Genomic DNA, 15,728 nt, shown 5'->3' on the forward strand with positions numbered 1-15,728 from the left:
CGTGGCCTTCGAGCACTACATATATACCGGGACGACCCGCCTGCGCTGCGGCTACACCACGGGGAGCTGCGCCGCGCTCGCGGCGAAGGCGGCCTGCGAGATGCTCTTGTCACGAAAGCCCGTCGGCCGCGTGTCGATCGTCACCCCCGGCGGGCTGCCCGTCGAGGCGAACGTGGTCGACGCATGTATCGGCGAGGGGTGCGCCCAGTGCGCCGTGCGAAAGGACGCAGGCGACGATGCCGATGTGACCGACGGCGTGCTCGTGTACGCGCGCGTGGAACATGCGGGGTCGGGCACGGGTGCTGCGGGCAGCAAGGGCGTGCCCGCGCGCGAATCGGAAGTTTCCGTCGATGGCGGCGTGGGCGTGGGGCGCGTGACGTTGCCCGGGCTCGAGCAGCCGGTGGGGGCGGCCGCCATCAACGCGACGCCGCGCGCGATGATCACTTCGGCGGTGCGCGAGGTGTGCGCCGCGCACGGCTTTTCTGGAAATATCGCTGTGACGATTTCGGTACCCGAGGGTGTTGCCCTTGCCGAAAAGACCTTCAACCCGCACCTGGGGATAGAGGACGGCATCTCCATCCTGGGCACGACGGGCATCGTCGAGCCGCGCAGCCTCGCTGCCTTGCGCGACAGCATCGAGCTCGAGATCCGGCAGCATGCGGCTATGGGGCGGCGCGGAGTCGTGCTCACGCCCGGCAACTACGGCGCACAGTTCATCTCGGGGCATTTCCACCTAAACGGTGCGCCGGTGGTCTTCATCTCCAACTTCGTGGGCGATGCGATTGATTGCTGCGTTCGCGAGGGATTTACCAATGTCCTTCTTGTGGGACACATCGGCAAGCTGGTGAAGGTCGCGGGCGGCATCATGGACACCCATTCGCGTACCGCCGACTGCCGCGCGGAGATTCTGGCCGCCCACGCGGCCTTGGCCGGCGCGGGCACGAAGACCGTGCGCGAGATCATGTCGTCGGTCACGACCACGGCGGCGCTCGAGGTAATCGAGGCCGCCGGCGTGGGGGACGCTGCGCGCGCCTCGCTCGCTGCGGCAATCGATGACAGGTTGCGCCGCCGCGCGGCGGGCGCATGCGACATCGCCGCGGTCGTGTTCGACGCCGAGCGCCGAGAGCTTTTCCGCACGTCGGGCGCCGATGCAGTTATCGGGGAATTGGGGGCTACGTATGAGTAAAGGCGTGCTGTACGGGGTGGGCACGGGGCCTGGCGACCCCGAGCTGCTCACGATCAAGGCCGTCCGCACAATCGAATCGTGTCCGGTCATCGCCGCACCGCAGACGGCGGACGGGGCCATGGTCGCGCTCGACATCGTGCGCGGCGCCGTCGACCTTACAGGCAAGACGGTGATCCCCGTGCGATTCTCGATGACGCGCGACGCCGAGCGCCGCACGGCCGAGCATGCCTCGCTTGTTCGCGAGCTTGTCGCGCACCTGGATGCGGTCCGCGACGTCGCGCTGCTGAACCTGGGGGACCCGAGCATCTACGCCACCTTCCAGCGCATAGCGCCCGACGTTCGCGCCTGCGGGTTCGAGGCGCGCGCCATTCCCGGCGTGCCGAGCTTCTGCGCGGTCGCCGCAGCGCTCGAGCGCGACCTCACGCCCGAGATGTCGTCGCCTCTGCACATCGTGCCCGGCGGCTACGACGACGTGCGCCGCGCAATCGGCTGGCCGGGGACGAAGGTGGTCATGAAGGCGCGCCGCTCGCTTGCGGACACGAAGCGCATCCTTCGCGAGGAGGGCGCCTTCGACGGTGCCGAGCTCGTAGAGGACTGTGGGCTTCCGGGCGAGCGCGTGTACCGCTCGCTCGACGATGTGCCCGATCGGGGCAGCTACTTCTCGACGATGGTGGTGCGCTAGATGAGGGTTTCCTGCATAGCGTTCACTGAGAGGGGGTATGCTTTGGCGGAGCGCATCGCACACGCGCTTTCCGATTGCGCGCAGACAGGTGAAGATGACCCTGGCTGGGACGTTTCCGTTTCGCGCGGGTTCGGCGAGGGGAAGGCCGACCTGCGCGCATGGACGGCGCTCGCGTGGGAAGCGTCGGACGCGCTTCTGTTCGTGGGCGCGGCGGGCATCGCCGTGCGGGCGATCGCGCCGCATGTCGCCTCGAAGGCAAGCGATTCCGCGGTTGTGGTGATCGACGAGGCGGGGCGCTTTGCCGTCCCGCTTTTGTCGGGGCATTTGGGCGGTGCGAACGAGCTTGCGCAAACTGTGGCACGCGCGGCAGGGGCCATCCCCGTCATCACCACGGCGACCGACGTCCGCGGCGTGTGGGCGGTGGATACGTGGGCGCGCTGTGCGGGGCTCGCCGTTTCGAATCCCGAGGCTATCAAGCGAGTGTCGGCGCGGCTGCTTTCGGGCGGGCGCGTGGCACTCTATTCCGACATGCCGATTTCGGGACAGCCGCCTGAAGGGGTTGACATTGCGTCCGACCGCGCTCGGGCCGATATCGTCGTGTCGCCGTTCGCTGGCGCGAATGCGGGTGCGTCCGTTCGCGCGGCGGAGACAACGGGCGAGGTCGTACCCGCCGGTGTGACGGGGAAGCCGGCGGGCGTGCGGGCGCAGGCGCCTGCGCCCGAGTCGCTTCGCCTTGTCGTGCCCTGCATCGTTGCGGGCATAGGGTGCCGTCGCGGTGCGTGCGCCGAAGCGATCGGGGAGGCGTTTCTTCTCGCGTGCGGGCAGGCGGGCATCTCGCCTTCGGCCGTGCGCGAGGCGGCGACGATCGACGTGAAGGCGCACGAGGAGGGTCTGCTCGCCTTCTGCCGCGCGCGCAATATCCCGCTTGCGACGTATTCCGCAGAGGAGTTGTCGCAGGTCGAAGGCAGCGTTTCGCCATCTGATTTCGTGCGCGCGACGGTGGGGGTCGACAATGTGTGCGAGCGCGCGGCGCTCGCGGGCGGGGGCAAACTTATCTTCCCGAAGCTCGCTCACGGCGGCGTGACCGTCGCGTTTTCCAAGGTAACTATCGATCTTTCGTTTAAGGAGCGGTGATGGGAAAGCTCTTCGTGGTGGGGATCGGCCCGGGCGGCCCCGACGGCATGACGATTGCGGCTCGGCGCGCGCTCGAGGCGGCCGACATCGTTGTGGGGTACACGAAATACGTGGAGCTCGCGCTCGCCGCCGTGCCCGACGCGGCGCATCTCGCGACGCCGATGATGCACGAGGTCGAACGGTGCCGCCTGGCGCTTTCGCGCGCGCAGAGCGGAGAAGCCGTGGCGCTCGTGTGCAGCGGTGACGCGGGCGTGTACGGCATGGCGAGCCCCGTGCTGGAGCTTGCGGAGGACTACCCCGATGTAGACGTGGAAGTTATCGCCGGGGCCACCGCGGCTCAGAGCGGGTCGGCGGTGCTCGGCGCCCCGCTTGCCCACGACTTCGCGGTCGTGTCGCTCTCCGACCTGCTCACGCCGTGGGAGGTCATCGAGCGCAGGCTCGCTGCCGTGGCGAGCGCCGACTTCTGCATCTGTTTGTACAACCCGCGCAGCAGAAAGCGCGCCGACAGGCTCTCGCGCGCGGCGAAGATTATGCTCGAATGGAAGGCCCCCGACACGCTCTGCGGCTGGGTACGCAACATCGGGCGCGAGGGGCAGCAGTCGGGCATGTGCAGGCTCTCCGAGCTGGGGGAGTTCGACGCCGACATGTTCACCACCGTGTTCGTCGGCAACGCGGACACGAAGCGCGTAGGCGGCCGTATGGTCACGCCGCGCGGGTATCGGGAGATTCCATGCGAAAGGTAACGATCATCGGGGCGGGGCCCGGAAACCCCGACTTGCTCTCGCGTGCGGCGCTCGACGCGATCGACATCGCCGACGTGGTCATCGGCGCTCATCGCGCGCTTGTCGGCATCGACGTGCCGCCCGACGTGGTGAGATGCGAGCTCGTGAAGACGGCGGACATCGTCGCCGCGCTCACTGATGCGGCGTCGTGGCAGCGCGCCGTGGTCGTGATGACGGGCGATGTGGGGCTGTTCAGCGGCGCGCGCCGCCTGGTGGAGGCGCTCTCCGGCGACGCGCGGGTGGACGTGCGCGTCATTCCCGGCATAAGCTCAGCGTCGTATCTCGCCGCGCGCCTCGCGCGTCCATGGCAGGATTGGCGCTTCGCGAGCGCTCACGGCGTGGCGTGCGACATCGTGGCCGAGGCCGAGCGCGCAGGTGAGCTCTTCCTCGCCACGTCGGGCGGGGAAGACCCCTCGCGTCTTTCGGGCGAGCTTGTGCAGGCGGGCTTCGGGGACGCGCGCGTGACGGTGGCCGAGCGCCTGTCGTACCCCGACGAGCGCATCACCTGCGCGACCGCAAGTGAAATCGCAGGTCAGACGTTCGACGACTTGAACGTGATGCTTATCGAGTTCGCAGGCTGCGCCGGTTCGCCTGCGGGCTCTAGCGCAGCCTCCGAGGCGCCGGCCGGCGCGTCTGCGCCCGCGGCGGCTTCTTTCGCGGCGGACTCTGCGGGCGCATCCCGCGCCGCGAGCTCCCGCTGGCCGTACGCTTCCTCGGGCATTCCCGACGAGCTCTTCATCCGCGGCGACGTTCCCATGACCAAGCAGGAGGTGCGCGCCGTCGCGCTCGCGAAGCTGCGCCTTACCGCGACCGACACCGTGTGGGATGTCGGTGCCGGCACGGGGAGCGTTTCGATCGAGGCGGCGCTCGTCGCGCGAGCGGGGTCGGTATGGGCGGTCGAGCGCAACGCGGCCGGCGTGCGGCTCATCCGAGAGAACGCGGATGCATTCGGGTGCGGCAACGTGCATTCGGTCCCCGGTGTCGCCCCCGAAGCGCTCGCGAAACTGCCCGTCCCCGACGCCGTGTTTGTCGGCGGGAGCGCGGGCGAGCTTCCCTCCATCGTGGAGGCGGCGCTCGAGAAGAACTCGCAGGTTCGCCTGTGCGTGCCATGCGTCACCGTTGAGACGCTCACCGAGGCGTGCGCGCTCCTCTCGGGTTCGCGCTTTAAGGGGTTCGAGGCGTGCCAGGTGTCGGCCGCCCGTGCCGAGGCTGTAGGCTCGCACCATCTTATGAAGGCGCAAAACCCCGTGTTCCTCGTCAGCGCGCGTGGTGCGGGCGCGGATGCCGACGAGCTTGCCGAAGTCGGCGCGCTTGCTGAGTCGCCTGTCGGGGAGGACCCCTCTACCGAGGGGAAACCATCCGTTGAGGTGGTCTCGCTTGCTAACTGCAACGACGCAGGTGGGGAAGGCGGTGCCAGATGAGCACGTCCATCCCGCGCTTCATGGTCGCTGCGCCCTCGAGCGGGAGCGGCAAGACGGTCGTCACGTGCGCGCTTCTGCGCGCGCTCGCGCGTCGCGGCCTTGCATGCGCGGCCTTCAAATGCGGCCCCGACTACATTGACCCGCTCTTTCACCGCCGCGTCGTGGGTGCGCGCTCGGGCAACTTAGACGGCTTCTTCACTGACGCCCCGACGCTGCGCGCCCTGCTCGCACGCGGCGCCGCGGGCGCGGATGTCGCGGTGCTCGAGGGGGTCATGGGCTTCTACGACGGCATGGCGCCCGGCGTGGCCGACGCGAGCAGCTACCAGGTTGCGCGCGACACGGAAACGCCGGTCGTTTTAGTGGTGAACGGGCGCGGGGCGTCTTTATCGCTCGCCGCCGTAATCCGCGGCATCGCCGAGTTCCTGCCTTGTGCGAACGTGCGCGGCGTCGTGCTGAACAAGACGAGCGCCGCTGCCTGCGCCTACGCGGCGCCTGCGATCGAGAAGCACACGGGCGTCGCGGTTTTGGGGACTATCCCCGCCGACGAGGCGTTCTCGCTCGAAAGCCGGCATCTGGGGCTTGTGACCGCCGACGAGGTCGAGCAGCTCTCCGCGCGCATCGACAAGATGGCCGAGCTGGTGGAAAAGAGCATCGACGTCGACCGCTTGCTCGAAATAGCGGCGACGGCACCCGATATCCGCGAGGAACCTTACCGGTTGGAGCCGATCGCGGGAGCGCGGCCCATCGTCGCCGTCGCGCGTGACGAGGCGTTCTCGTTCTATTACGAGGAGAATCTGCGCGCGCTCGAGGACCTGGGTTGCGAGCTGGCCTTTTTCAGCCCCCTGTGTGATAGCGAGTTGCCCCGGGGGACAAGCGCCCTCTATCTGGGGGGCGGCTACCCGGAGCTCCATGCGCGGCAGCTCTCCGAGAACGTGTCGATGCGCGAGGCGGTGCGGCGCGCGGTGGAATCCGGCATGCCGACGGTCGCCGAATGCGGTGGGTTTCTGTACCTGCAGCGCGAAATCGCCGATAGCGAGGGGTGGCGCTGGCCTGTTGCGGGCGCCCTTGAGGGCGCAAGCGAGAACGGGGGAAGGCTGTCCCATTTCGGGTACGTGGAGCTTACTTCCCAACGCGACGGGCTCTACGGGCCGCGCGGCACACGCATCCGCGCGCACGAGTTCCACTACTGGCAGTCCACCTGCCCGGGCGGCGACTTTTGGGCGCAGAAGCCCCGGCGCGACAAGGGCTGGCCGTGCATGACGACCACCCCGTCCCTGGTGGCGGGCTTCCCGCATGTGTACTATCCTGCGAACCCCGACGTTGCGCGCGCGTTCGCGTCTGCCGCAGCGTCGTTCGCAGAGAGGAGGCGGCATGGCTGAAGCAACCGAAACCGCGCTTGCCTGCATCCGCGAGGAAGTCGAGCGCGCGTTCTCGTCGGCGCCGGGCGCCGTGCTCGAAGCCGCGCTTTCCCGGATCGCGCCCGCAGACGAGTGCGCCCGTGCCGCCGCGTACGCCGCGTGGGACTCCATCGCGCACCCCTTGGGGGGATTGGGCGACTTTGAAGACGCCGTCGCGTGTATCGCCGCAGCTCAGGGGAGCGCCGAGGTGGCCGAGTTTCCCCGTGCGCTCGCGGTATTCTTCTCCGACAACGGGGTCGTTGCCGAAGGCGTGTCGCAAAGCGGGCAAGATGTGACGCGAGCCGTCGCGCGCAACATGTGCGAGGGGGCCGCGGGCGCCTGCCGCATGGCGGCGTTCGCGGGTGCCGAGGTCGTGCCCGTCGACGTGGGTATGGCCCGGGGCATAGAAGACGCGCGCATGGTGCGCGCGAACGTGCGGCGGGGGAGCGGCAACATCGCTCACGGCTCCGCTATGTCTCGCGATGGGGCCGTGCGCGCGATCGAGGTCGGAATCGCCGTCGCGTGCGGGCTTGCCCGCGCCGGCGTGCGCCTTCTCGCCGCGGGCGAGATGGGCATCGGCAACACGACCACCTCGGCGGCGGTGGCCGCAGTGCTCATCCGGGCGGACGCGCGGAGCCTTGTCGGGCGCGGCGCGGGGCTCTCGGACGCCTCGCTCGCGCGCAAGCGCGACGTGGTCGAGCGCGCTATCGACGCGAACTCGCCCGATCCCGCCGACCCGATCGACGTGCTCTCGAAGGTGGGCGGCTTCGACATCGCTGCGATGTGCGGCTTCTACCTGGGGGCCGCGGTCTCGAAGGCGCCGGCGCTCCTCGACGGGGTCATATCCTGCACGGCGGCCCTGTGCGCGGCGCGCCTGTGCCCCAACGCCTTGGGCTACCTCGTGGGCACCCACGCATCAAGCGAACCCGCAAGCCGGGAGCTCCTTCGCGAGCTCGGCATAAAGGCGCCCCTCGACGCAGGCATGCACTTGGGCGAGGGCGCGGGCGCCATGGCGTATCTGCCCCTTCTGGATTCGGCGCTGCGCGTGTACCGGGATGGGAAGACGTTCACGGCGACTGGCATGGCTGCTTACGAGCATTTCGAGGCCGGGAAATGACGGTGACGCTCGTCATCGGCGCCGCCGCGAGCGGCAAGAGCGCCTACGCCGAGTCCCTGTGCCTCGGGCACGACGGCCCTCGCGTGTACCTGGCAACGATGGAGCCCTTCGGGGAAGATGGCGCCCGCCGCATCGCGCGCCATCGGGCGCTGCGCGAGGGCAAGGGGTTTTCCACCCTCGAGCGCACGCGTGACGTGGGCGCCGCAGTGCCCGGGCTTCCGCGCGGCTGCACGCTTCTTTTGGAGGACGTGGGCAACCTGGTTGCGAACGAGCTTTTCGCGGAAGGCGGCTTGTCCCCACGTGACCCCGACGCTGCGGCGCGCGAGGTGCTCGGAGGCATCGAACGGCTCGCTCAGGCCGCTGCGTATACGGTGGTGGTCACCGTCGACGTGTTCGCCGATGGGATGCGCTACGATGAGGGGACCGAGGCATGGAGGCGCGCGCTCGCGCGCGTGAACGCGGGCGTGGCGGCGCTGGCCGACCGCGCAGTCGAAGTGGTATGCGGGATTCCCGTGTGGATGAAAGGTGAAGGACCTACAAGGTGAAGATAGCAGAGGCAATCGGCGCGGCGTTCGGAACGTTCTCGCGCATCCCCGTCCCGAAATCGGCCTGGACCGATTTCGGGTCAACCCATGCGCTTGCCGCGTTTCCCCTGGTGGGCCTTGCGGAAGGGTTCCTCATGACGGCGTGGGGACACGTTGCGAACCTGCTCGGCGTGCCCGCGACCATCGTCGCGGCCGTGCTCGTGGCGCTGCCTGTGGCGGTGACGGGAGGCATCCACCTAGACGGGCTCTGCGACACCTCCGATGCGCTTGCAAGTTGGGCCCCGCGCGAGCGAAAGCTCGAGATCATGCACGATCCGCGGGCGGGCGCCTTCGGGGTTATCGGTGTTGTTGTGTACCTTATTCTGCAGTTTTCCCTGTTCACCGCGCTGCCGCTTACGGCGGGGGCGTTCCTCGCGCTTCTGTGCTCGCTCGTGTTCTCCCGCGCGCTTTCGGGACTCGCCGTTGAATGCTGGCCTGCCGCGCGGGCGGACGGCATGGCCGCGGGGCTCTCGCCTGCGAAGAAGCGCGCGGCGATCGTCGTGCCGCTTTGCGCTTTCGCTGCGGCTTCGGCTGCAGGGATGGTCGCGTGCGCTCAGGCCGTCGGCGCCCTTATGGCGGTGGCGGGGCTTTTGGCGCTCGCGTGGTACCGCCATGTTGCCCTGTCCCGCTTCGGCGGGGTGACGGGGGATTTGGCCGGATGGTTTCTGCAATGGGCCGAGCTCGCGATGCTTGCCATGCTGGTGGCGGGGGGCATGCTCCTATGATGCTCGTGGTAGGTGGCGCGCATTCGGGGAAGAGGACCTTCGTGCGTGAAAAGCTCGGGTTCGCGGCGGACGATTTCGTCGACGCGGCGCAGCTTGCGGAGGGCGGCGTGCCCGCGGCTTTTGCCGGCCGCGTCGCATACCGTGCTGAGGAACTCGTACGCGCGCTCGACGCTGACCGGGCGCTCGAGCGGCTGATCGGCTTCGACGCAGTGATTCTGCCCTTGGTCGGCTCGGGGGTCGTCCCCATGCGTGCGGAAGACGCCCAATGGCGCGAGCGCGCGGGGCGCCTGGGATGCGCGCTCGCTGCGCGCGCCGACGTCGTCGTGCGCATGACGTGCGGGATTCCCCAGGTCATCAAAGGAAACCTTGCCGATGCGCCTCGAGGGACGCAGGGCGCGGGCGCGCCTTTGGAAGTCGTCTTCGTGCGCCATGGTGCCACGGCGGGCACGGAAGACCATCGCTACAGCGGGGCGGGCACCGACGAGCCCCTGTCGAGCGCGGGCGAGCGCGCTTTGCGCGACCTCGCGTGCGATCGTGACGTGTTCCGTGTTATCACGAGCGGCATGGCCCGCACCGACCAGACGGCGCGCATCCTCTTCCCGAACGCGGAGCTTATGGCGTGCCCCGGTCTGCGCGAGATGGATTTCGGCGACTTCGAGGGGCGAAGCGCCGCCGAGCTTAAAGAGGATGCGCGCTACCGCGCCTGGGTGGACTCCTGGTGCGAGACGCGCTGCCCGCATGGCGAGGGCAAGAGCGATTTCACCCGCCGCGTCGTCGCGGCGTTTCGGGAGGCATGCAAATCGGAGCGCGCCCAGGGGAGTGGGCGCGCCGTCTTCGTCGTTCACGCGGGTACCGTGAAAGCGCTGCTCTCCGAGCTAGCTGTCCCGAAAATGGGATACTTCGACGTGCATACCGAGCCGGGCGGCGCATGGGCCGCCACCTGGGATGGGCGCTGCCTTCGCGACGTTCGCCCCGCTTCGGGGGGCGATGCCCGGTGATGACGATTCTTGCCGTCGCCGCCGGGTTCGCGGCCGACCTTGCCTTCGGCGACCCGCGCAGGCTTCCCCATCCCGTCGTCGCCATGGGGCGCGCGATCACGTGGGCCGAAGGCCGCCTGCGGGGCGCATTCCCGCAAACGTCCGCGGGCACGCGCGCCGCAGGGCTTGTGCTCGCCGTGGCGCTTCCGCTTACGTGTGGGCTTTTGACCTGGGGAATCCTGCATGTTTGCGGCATGGTTCACTCCGGCTTGCGCTTCGTGGCCGAGGCATGGGCGAGCTATCAGATTCTCGCGGCATGCGAGCTGCGCCGCCAGAGCCTGGCCGTTGCCCGCGCGTTCTCGAAGGGCGGCCTTGTCGCGGCGCGCGAAGCCGTCGGGCTCATCGTGGGACGTGACACGTCTGTTCTCGACGAGCAGGGCGTCGCGCGCGCCGCCGTGGAAACGGTGGCGGAGAACGCGAGCGACGGTGTCATCGCGCCGCTTTTCTACCTTATGATCGGGGGTGCGCCCTTGGGCATGGCGTACAAGGCGGTGAACACGCTCGACAGCATGGTGGGCTACAAAAACGAGCGCTACATCGACTTCGGCTGCGCCTCGGCGCGCCTCGACGATGCGGTGAACTGGATTCCCTCGCGCTTATCGGCCCTGCTCATGATCGCCGTGTGCCCGATCGTCGGGCTCGACGCGCGCGGGGCGGCGCGCATCTGGCGCCGCGACAGGCGTCGCCATGCGAGCCCGAACGCGGCGCAGACCGAGTCGGCGTGCGCGGGTGCGCTCGGACTGCGCCTGGCAGGACCCGCGGTGTATTTCGGCAAGCTCGTTGAGAAACCGACGATAGGCGACGCGTCCCGCGAAATCGAGTGGGGCGACATCGCCCGGGCGACAAGGCTCATGCTCGCCGCGTCCGTATGCGCGCTCGTCCTCTTCGGCGCCGCGCGCGCGGCGGTCGTGCTCGCCGTGGGGGCGATGGCATGAGGAAAGACCACGCCGCGCCCCGGGCTGCCGGGGGAATCCTGCGCGCCCGCACGCATGGGGGCAGCGCGCAATCGCTCGGCATCGCTTGCGAAGGGGGTGCCTCCGACCTCATTGACTTCTCGGTGAACGTGAATCCGGCAGGCCCCTCGCCGCGCGCCGTCGCCGCAGCTTGCAAGGCGCTTTCTCGAATCGACGCCTACCCCGATAGGGAAAGCCTCGCCCTCGTTCGCGCCCTAGCGCGCGACCAGGGCATTCCCGAAGATACTATCGTCTGCGGCGCGGGCGCGTCCGACATCATCTGGCGGCTCGCCGCGGCGGTGCGCCCGAAACGCATCGTCGTGTGCGCGCCGACGTTCTCTGAATATGCGGAGGCGGCATCGTACTACGGCGCATGCGTGCAGGAGTTCCCGCTCTCTGAAGCGGACGACTTCGACGTGCCCGCCTCCTTCGCCCGCGCGATTGAGGGGCCGGGAGACGTGGCGTACCTCTGCAATCCGAACAACCCTACGGGGCGCCTCGTCGACCCCAGCGTGATCGATGCCGCGGCTTGCCGCTGCGAGCAGGTGGGCGCGCTGCTCGTCGTGGACGAGTGCTTCCTCGGATTTGCGCCTGACGCCTGCGAAAGGAGCGTGGCCGCACGCGCCGCGTGTTCGCGCCATGTGGCCGTGCTCTCCGCGTTCACCAAGCTCTACGGAATGGCGGGGTTGCGGTTGGGATATCTGATCAGCGGAAACGCCCAACTCATCGAGGGGATTCGCCGGGCGGGGCAGGCGTGGCCCGTCTCCTCGGTCGCCGAGGCCGCGGGCATCGCCGCCCTGGAAGACATTGAATACGTCTCGCGCACGCGCGATGTATTGGCGGGCGAGCGAGCGTGGCTTTCCCACGAGCTCTCCTCGCTCGGGCTTTCCGTCGTGCCGTCGGATGCGAACTTCCTTTTAGTCCGCACGCCGGCGAAAGACATCCCTGAGCGCCTGTATAAACAGGGGGTTTTGGTCCGCACGTGCGACTCGTTTTCGGTACTGTCCCGTTTCTGGTGCCGCGTCGCGGTGCGCACGCGCAAGGAGAATGCCCGGCTTGCGATGGCGTTCAGCCGCGTGCTTCGGGTGGAAGGTGCATCGGGCGAAGGCGAACCCGACGAACGGGGCGGCGCTTCTTTCAGCGGCGCTATGGCGGGCGCGGATGGCCGAGGCTCGGCGAAGGAGGTCGATACCCGTGGGTAGGGCGAAGCCCATCATGATCCAGGGCACCATGTCGAACGCGGGGAAGAGCCTGCTTGCGGCGGGGCTGTGCCGCGTACTTTCGCAGGACGGCCTGCGCGTGACTCCCTTCAAGAGCCAGAACATGGCACTCAACAGCGGTGTCACGGCCGACGGGCTCGAGATGGGGCGCGCCCAGATCATGCAGGCCGAGGCGTGCGGCATCGCGCCCGACGTGCGCATGAACCCCATCCTGCTCAAGCCCGAAAGCGGCCACCGAAGCCAGCTCATCGTGGCCGGCAAGGCGCAGGGAGCCTTCGCTGCGAGGGACTACTTCGCGCGAAAGAAGGCGCTCATGCCGCAGATTTTGGAGGCGTTCGATTCGCTCGCGGAGGATAACGACGTCATCGTCATCGAGGGCGCCGGCAGCCCCGCCGAAATCAACCTTGCCGAAAACGACATCGTCAACATGGGGCTCGCGCGCGCCGTGTCCTCCCCCGTGCTGCTCGTGGGCGACATCGACCCAGGCGGGGTGTTTGCCCAGCTCTACGGCACGGTCGCTCTCCTTGCGCCCGAGGACCGCGCGCTTTTGCGGGGGCTTGTGGTGAACAAGTTCCGCGGCGATGTGGAAATCCTGCGCCCGGGTTTGGCCCCGCTCGAGAAAATGTGCGGGGTTCCCGTCGTGGGGGTCGTGCCGTATCTTACGCTCGACCTGGACGACGAGGACTCGCTCGCGCCGCGCCTATCTGCCCGCGAGGCGCGCGGCGTCATCGACGTCGCCGTCGTGCGTCTTCCGCATCTGTCGAACTTCACCGACTTCGACCCGCTTTCGCGCGTGCCCGGCGTGGGCGTGCGCTACGTTTCCTCGACGACCGATCTGGGCCGACCCGACCTGGTGGTGCTTCCCGGCTCGAAGACTACGCTCGACGACGCGCGCTGGCTTGCGGCTAGCGGCATCGGGGCCTGTGTACGCGCGCTTTCGGGCACGGGCACGCCGGTGCTCGGCATATGCGGAGGCTACCAGCTTTTGGGAGACGAGCTTTCCGACCCGCACGGCAGGGAAGGCGCTGGCACCGCGCGCGGGCTCGGGCTCATCCCTGCAAGTACGGTGTTCAAGGAGGAAAAGCGCCTCGCCCAGTCGGAGCTGCGCATCACGGGCGCCCAAGGCGCGTTCTCGGCGTGGAACGGCATGATGGCGCGCGGGTACGAGATTCACGACGGCGAAACGACCGTCTCCTGCGCTCCTGCGGGCACGATTGGCGGCAAACCAGAAGGCGCGGCCTGCGGAAACGTGTTCGGAACCTATCTCCACGGCCTGTTCGACGAACCGGGGGTGGCGCTCGCCCTCGCGCGCTCGCTCGCGCGCATGCGCGGCCTGCCCGAGAACGTCGTGGGTGCTGCGGGCGCGGCGTCCGCGGCCGATCACCGTGCGCGCGAGTTCGACCGCCTGGCCGACGTCGTGCGCGGGGCGCTCGACATGGAGTATGTCTACCGCATTATCGAGGAGGGCGTATGATCCACGTGTATCATGGCGACGGCAAAGGCAAGACCACGGCGGCGATGGGCCTCGCCCTTCGCATGCTCGCTGCAGGCCGCCGCGTCGTCGTCGTGCAGTTCCTGAAAGACGGCGAAAGCGGGGAGGTGCGCCTGCTCGCCGAGCATTTCGGCGTGCCCGTGTTCGCGGGGAAGGTGTCGGACAAGTTTACCTGGTCGATGACGTCGGAAGAACTTGCCGCGACGTGCGAGCTGCACGATGGGAACCTCGCTTCCGCGCTTGCCGAGCTCGAGGGCGCGCAAGAGGGACTGCTCGTGCTCGACGAGGCGCTCGACGCGCTTTCGAAGGGGCTTGTCGACGAGGCGCTCGTGGACCGCGCGCTCGATATGTCCGCGCGCGGCGTCGAAGTAGCGCTCACCGGGCGCGCGCCTTCCCGCAAGATCGTGGAGAAGGCCGACTACATAACCGAGATGCGGTGCAAGAAACATCCCTACGAGCAGGGGATATGTGCAAGGGAAGGAGTGGAGTACTAGATGGATTCCAAGGAGATGGCGCCCGGCGACATCGAGCGGCGCAGCTTCGAGATCATCACCGAAGAGCTCGGCGGCCGCACGTTCCCGCCGCTCGAAGAGCCCGTCGTGAAGCGCGTCATCCACACCACTGCCGACTTCTCGTACGCCGATTCCCTCGTGTTTACCCATGACGCCGCGCACTGTGCGCTCGACGCACTGCGCGCAGGGGCCACGGTGCTCACCGACACGAACATGGCGCTCGCAGGCATAAGCAAGCCCGCGCTCGCGAAGCTCAGCTGCAAGGCCGTGTGCTTCATGGCCGACCCTGATGTCGCCGCGGCTGCGCGCGCCGCGGGCACGACTCGCGCCGTTGCGAGCATGGACAAAGCTTGCGGCATCGAGGGTCCGCTCATCGTGGCCGTCGGCAACGCTCCCACAGCACTTCTGCGCCTCGCCGAGCTCATGGACGCGGGGAAGATCGCGCCCGCGCTCGTCGTTGGGGTGCCGGTCGGGTTTGTGAACGTGGTCGAGGCGAAAGAGGAGCTACTCGCACGACGCGTGCCAGCCATCGTCGCGAGGGGTCGCAAGGGCGGCTCGACCGTGGCGGCTGCCATTATGAACGCGCTGCTCTACCAGATCACGCGCCCAGGCGGCCCGAAGTGACGGCGCCCGCATCCGCGCCGGCGCTGCGCATCTTCGCCGGCACCACCGAGGGCCGCCTTCTGTGCGAATGGGCGAGCAGGGCGGGCATCCCCGCCCGTGCCTACGCGGCAACCGAGTACGGAGGCGAGCTTTTGGGCGAGCTTCCGGGCATCGAGGTGCATGCGGGCAGGCTCGACGATGCCGACATGGAGCGCGAGCTTTCCGGCGCGTGCATCGTTGTCGACGCCACGCACCCCTTCGCTACGCTCGCAAGCGGCAACATCCGGGCCGCTTCGCTCGCCGTGGGTGCACGATGCCTGCGCCTTGCGCGCCCGGTCGAGGCGCTGCCCAAAGGCGTCGTGCCGGTCGCGTCGATCGCCTGCGCGGCGCGCTTTCTCTCCGAGAACCCGGGTCGCGCGCTTCTCACGACGGGGAGCAAGGAGCTTGCTCCCTACACGAGCGTCGCCGATTTCGCGGAGCGCTTCTTCGTGCGTGTGCTCCCGCTGCCCGGTGCTATAACGAAGTGCATCGACGCGGGGTTTTCGCCGTCGCACGTCATCGGCATGCAGGGGCCCTTCACCCGCGAGCTCAACGAGGCGATGCTTCGGCAGGTGGGCGCCCAGTGGCTTGTGACTAAGGACTCGGGAATCGTAGGCGGCACGGCCGAGAAGCTCGCCGCCGCGCGCGACGTGGGAGCGCGCTGCATCGTGGTCACCCGTCCCGCCGAGGGAAGCGGGGCCCTTTCGCTTCGGGAAGTGGAAGACGTGCTCTTACGGGAGTTCGCGCGCTAGGCGCTTGCCGCGCCTGCGCGCCCTCCCGCCCGCGAGGAGGAGCGTCCCGAGCAAGCTCGACCCGTACAAGCCCGTTATCCATCAATAGCTCG

16 protein-coding genes are annotated in these 15,728 nt (G+C 68.6%); all 16 read left to right on the forward strand.

Annotated elements, in window-relative coordinates:
* The first annotated feature begins 1 nt into the window (after position 1).
* Genes cbiD through cobK form a run of 16 tightly spaced genes read left to right on the forward strand, consistent with a single transcriptional unit; the run spans position 2 to position 15,636 of the window.
* A complete protein-coding gene (gene cbiD / locus CHY22_RS01145; protein ID WP_221696317.1) occupies positions 2 to 1,186 on the forward strand; it encodes a cobalt-precorrin-5B (C(1))-methyltransferase CbiD in 1,185 nt (394 codons plus the stop codon).
* On the forward strand, positions 1,179 to 1,868 hold the full coding sequence (gene cobI / locus CHY22_RS01150; protein WP_089571786.1) for a precorrin-2 C(20)-methyltransferase: 690 nt from the start codon (positions 1,179 to 1,181) through the stop codon (positions 1,866 to 1,868). Before cbiD ends, cobI begins: the two co-directional genes overlap by 8 nt.
* A complete protein-coding gene (locus CHY22_RS01155; protein ID WP_089571787.1) occupies positions 1,869 to 3,002 on the forward strand; it encodes a cobalamin biosynthesis protein in 1,134 nt (377 codons plus the stop codon). It begins immediately after the preceding gene.
* Complete coding sequence (cobJ, locus tag CHY22_RS01160) at positions 3,002 to 3,745, forward strand: precorrin-3B C(17)-methyltransferase (RefSeq protein ID WP_042435525.1); 744 nt, start codon at positions 3,002 to 3,004, stop codon at positions 3,743 to 3,745. Before CHY22_RS01155 ends, cobJ begins: the two co-directional genes overlap by 1 nt.
* Complete coding sequence (gene cbiE / locus CHY22_RS01165; protein ID WP_089571789.1) at positions 3,733 to 5,205, forward strand: precorrin-6y C5,15-methyltransferase (decarboxylating) subunit CbiE; 1,473 nt, start codon at positions 3,733 to 3,735, stop codon at positions 5,203 to 5,205. The genes cobJ and cbiE overlap by 13 nt, the downstream gene beginning before the upstream one ends.
* Positions 5,202 to 6,584, forward strand: coding sequence for a cobyrinate a,c-diamide synthase (locus tag CHY22_RS01170; RefSeq protein ID WP_233502793.1), 1,383 nt, complete (start codon positions 5,202 to 5,204; stop codon positions 6,582 to 6,584). The genes cbiE and CHY22_RS01170 overlap by 4 nt, the downstream gene beginning before the upstream one ends.
* A complete protein-coding gene (gene cobT / locus CHY22_RS01175; RefSeq protein WP_089571791.1) occupies positions 6,577 to 7,719 on the forward strand; it encodes a nicotinate-nucleotide--dimethylbenzimidazole phosphoribosyltransferase in 1,143 nt (380 codons plus the stop codon). The genes CHY22_RS01170 and cobT overlap by 8 nt, the downstream gene beginning before the upstream one ends.
* Positions 7,716 to 8,264 (forward strand): bifunctional adenosylcobinamide kinase/adenosylcobinamide-phosphate guanylyltransferase, encoded by a 549-nt coding sequence (locus tag CHY22_RS01180; protein WP_089571793.1) that lies wholly within the window; start codon positions 7,716 to 7,718, stop codon positions 8,262 to 8,264. The genes cobT and CHY22_RS01180 overlap by 4 nt, the downstream gene beginning before the upstream one ends.
* Positions 8,261 to 9,028: an adenosylcobinamide-GDP ribazoletransferase gene (cobS, locus tag CHY22_RS01185; protein WP_089571795.1), complete on the forward strand. Its 768-nt coding sequence runs from the start codon at positions 8,261 to 8,263 to the stop codon at positions 9,026 to 9,028. Before CHY22_RS01180 ends, cobS begins: the two co-directional genes overlap by 4 nt.
* On the forward strand, positions 9,025 to 10,026 hold the full coding sequence (locus CHY22_RS01190; RefSeq protein ID WP_089571798.1) for a histidine phosphatase family protein: 1,002 nt from the start codon (positions 9,025 to 9,027) through the stop codon (positions 10,024 to 10,026). Before cobS ends, CHY22_RS01190 begins: the two co-directional genes overlap by 4 nt.
* Complete coding sequence (gene cbiB, locus CHY22_RS01195) at positions 10,026 to 11,000, forward strand: adenosylcobinamide-phosphate synthase CbiB (protein WP_089571800.1); 975 nt, start codon at positions 10,026 to 10,028, stop codon at positions 10,998 to 11,000. The genes CHY22_RS01190 and cbiB overlap by 1 nt, the downstream gene beginning before the upstream one ends.
* Positions 10,997 to 12,220: a histidinol-phosphate transaminase gene (locus tag CHY22_RS01200; protein ID WP_158551197.1), complete on the forward strand. Its 1,224-nt coding sequence runs from the start codon at positions 10,997 to 10,999 to the stop codon at positions 12,218 to 12,220. The genes cbiB and CHY22_RS01200 overlap by 4 nt, the downstream gene beginning before the upstream one ends.
* On the forward strand, positions 12,213 to 13,712 hold the full coding sequence (locus CHY22_RS01205; protein ID WP_233502852.1) for a cobyric acid synthase: 1,500 nt from the start codon (positions 12,213 to 12,215) through the stop codon (positions 13,710 to 13,712). Before CHY22_RS01200 ends, CHY22_RS01205 begins: the two co-directional genes overlap by 8 nt.
* Positions 13,709 to 14,224 carry a cob(I)yrinic acid a,c-diamide adenosyltransferase gene (locus tag CHY22_RS01210; protein ID WP_089571806.1) on the forward strand — a complete coding sequence of 172 codons (516 nt, stop codon included), beginning with the start codon at positions 13,709 to 13,711 and terminating at the stop codon, positions 14,222 to 14,224. Before CHY22_RS01205 ends, CHY22_RS01210 begins: the two co-directional genes overlap by 4 nt.
* Positions 14,225 to 14,866 carry a precorrin-8X methylmutase gene (locus CHY22_RS01215; protein ID WP_089571808.1) on the forward strand — a complete coding sequence of 214 codons (642 nt, stop codon included), beginning with the start codon at positions 14,225 to 14,227 and terminating at the stop codon, positions 14,864 to 14,866. It abuts the gene before it with no gap.
* Positions 14,863 to 15,636, forward strand: coding sequence for a precorrin-6A reductase (cobK, locus tag CHY22_RS01220; protein WP_089571810.1), 774 nt, complete (start codon positions 14,863 to 14,865; stop codon positions 15,634 to 15,636). Before CHY22_RS01215 ends, cobK begins: the two co-directional genes overlap by 4 nt.
* Positions 15,637 to 15,728 lie beyond the last annotated feature (92 nt).

It is taken from the genome of Collinsella sp. TF06-26 (assembly GCF_002232035.1).
Lineage (GTDB): Bacteria > Actinomycetota > Coriobacteriia > Coriobacteriales > Coriobacteriaceae > Collinsella.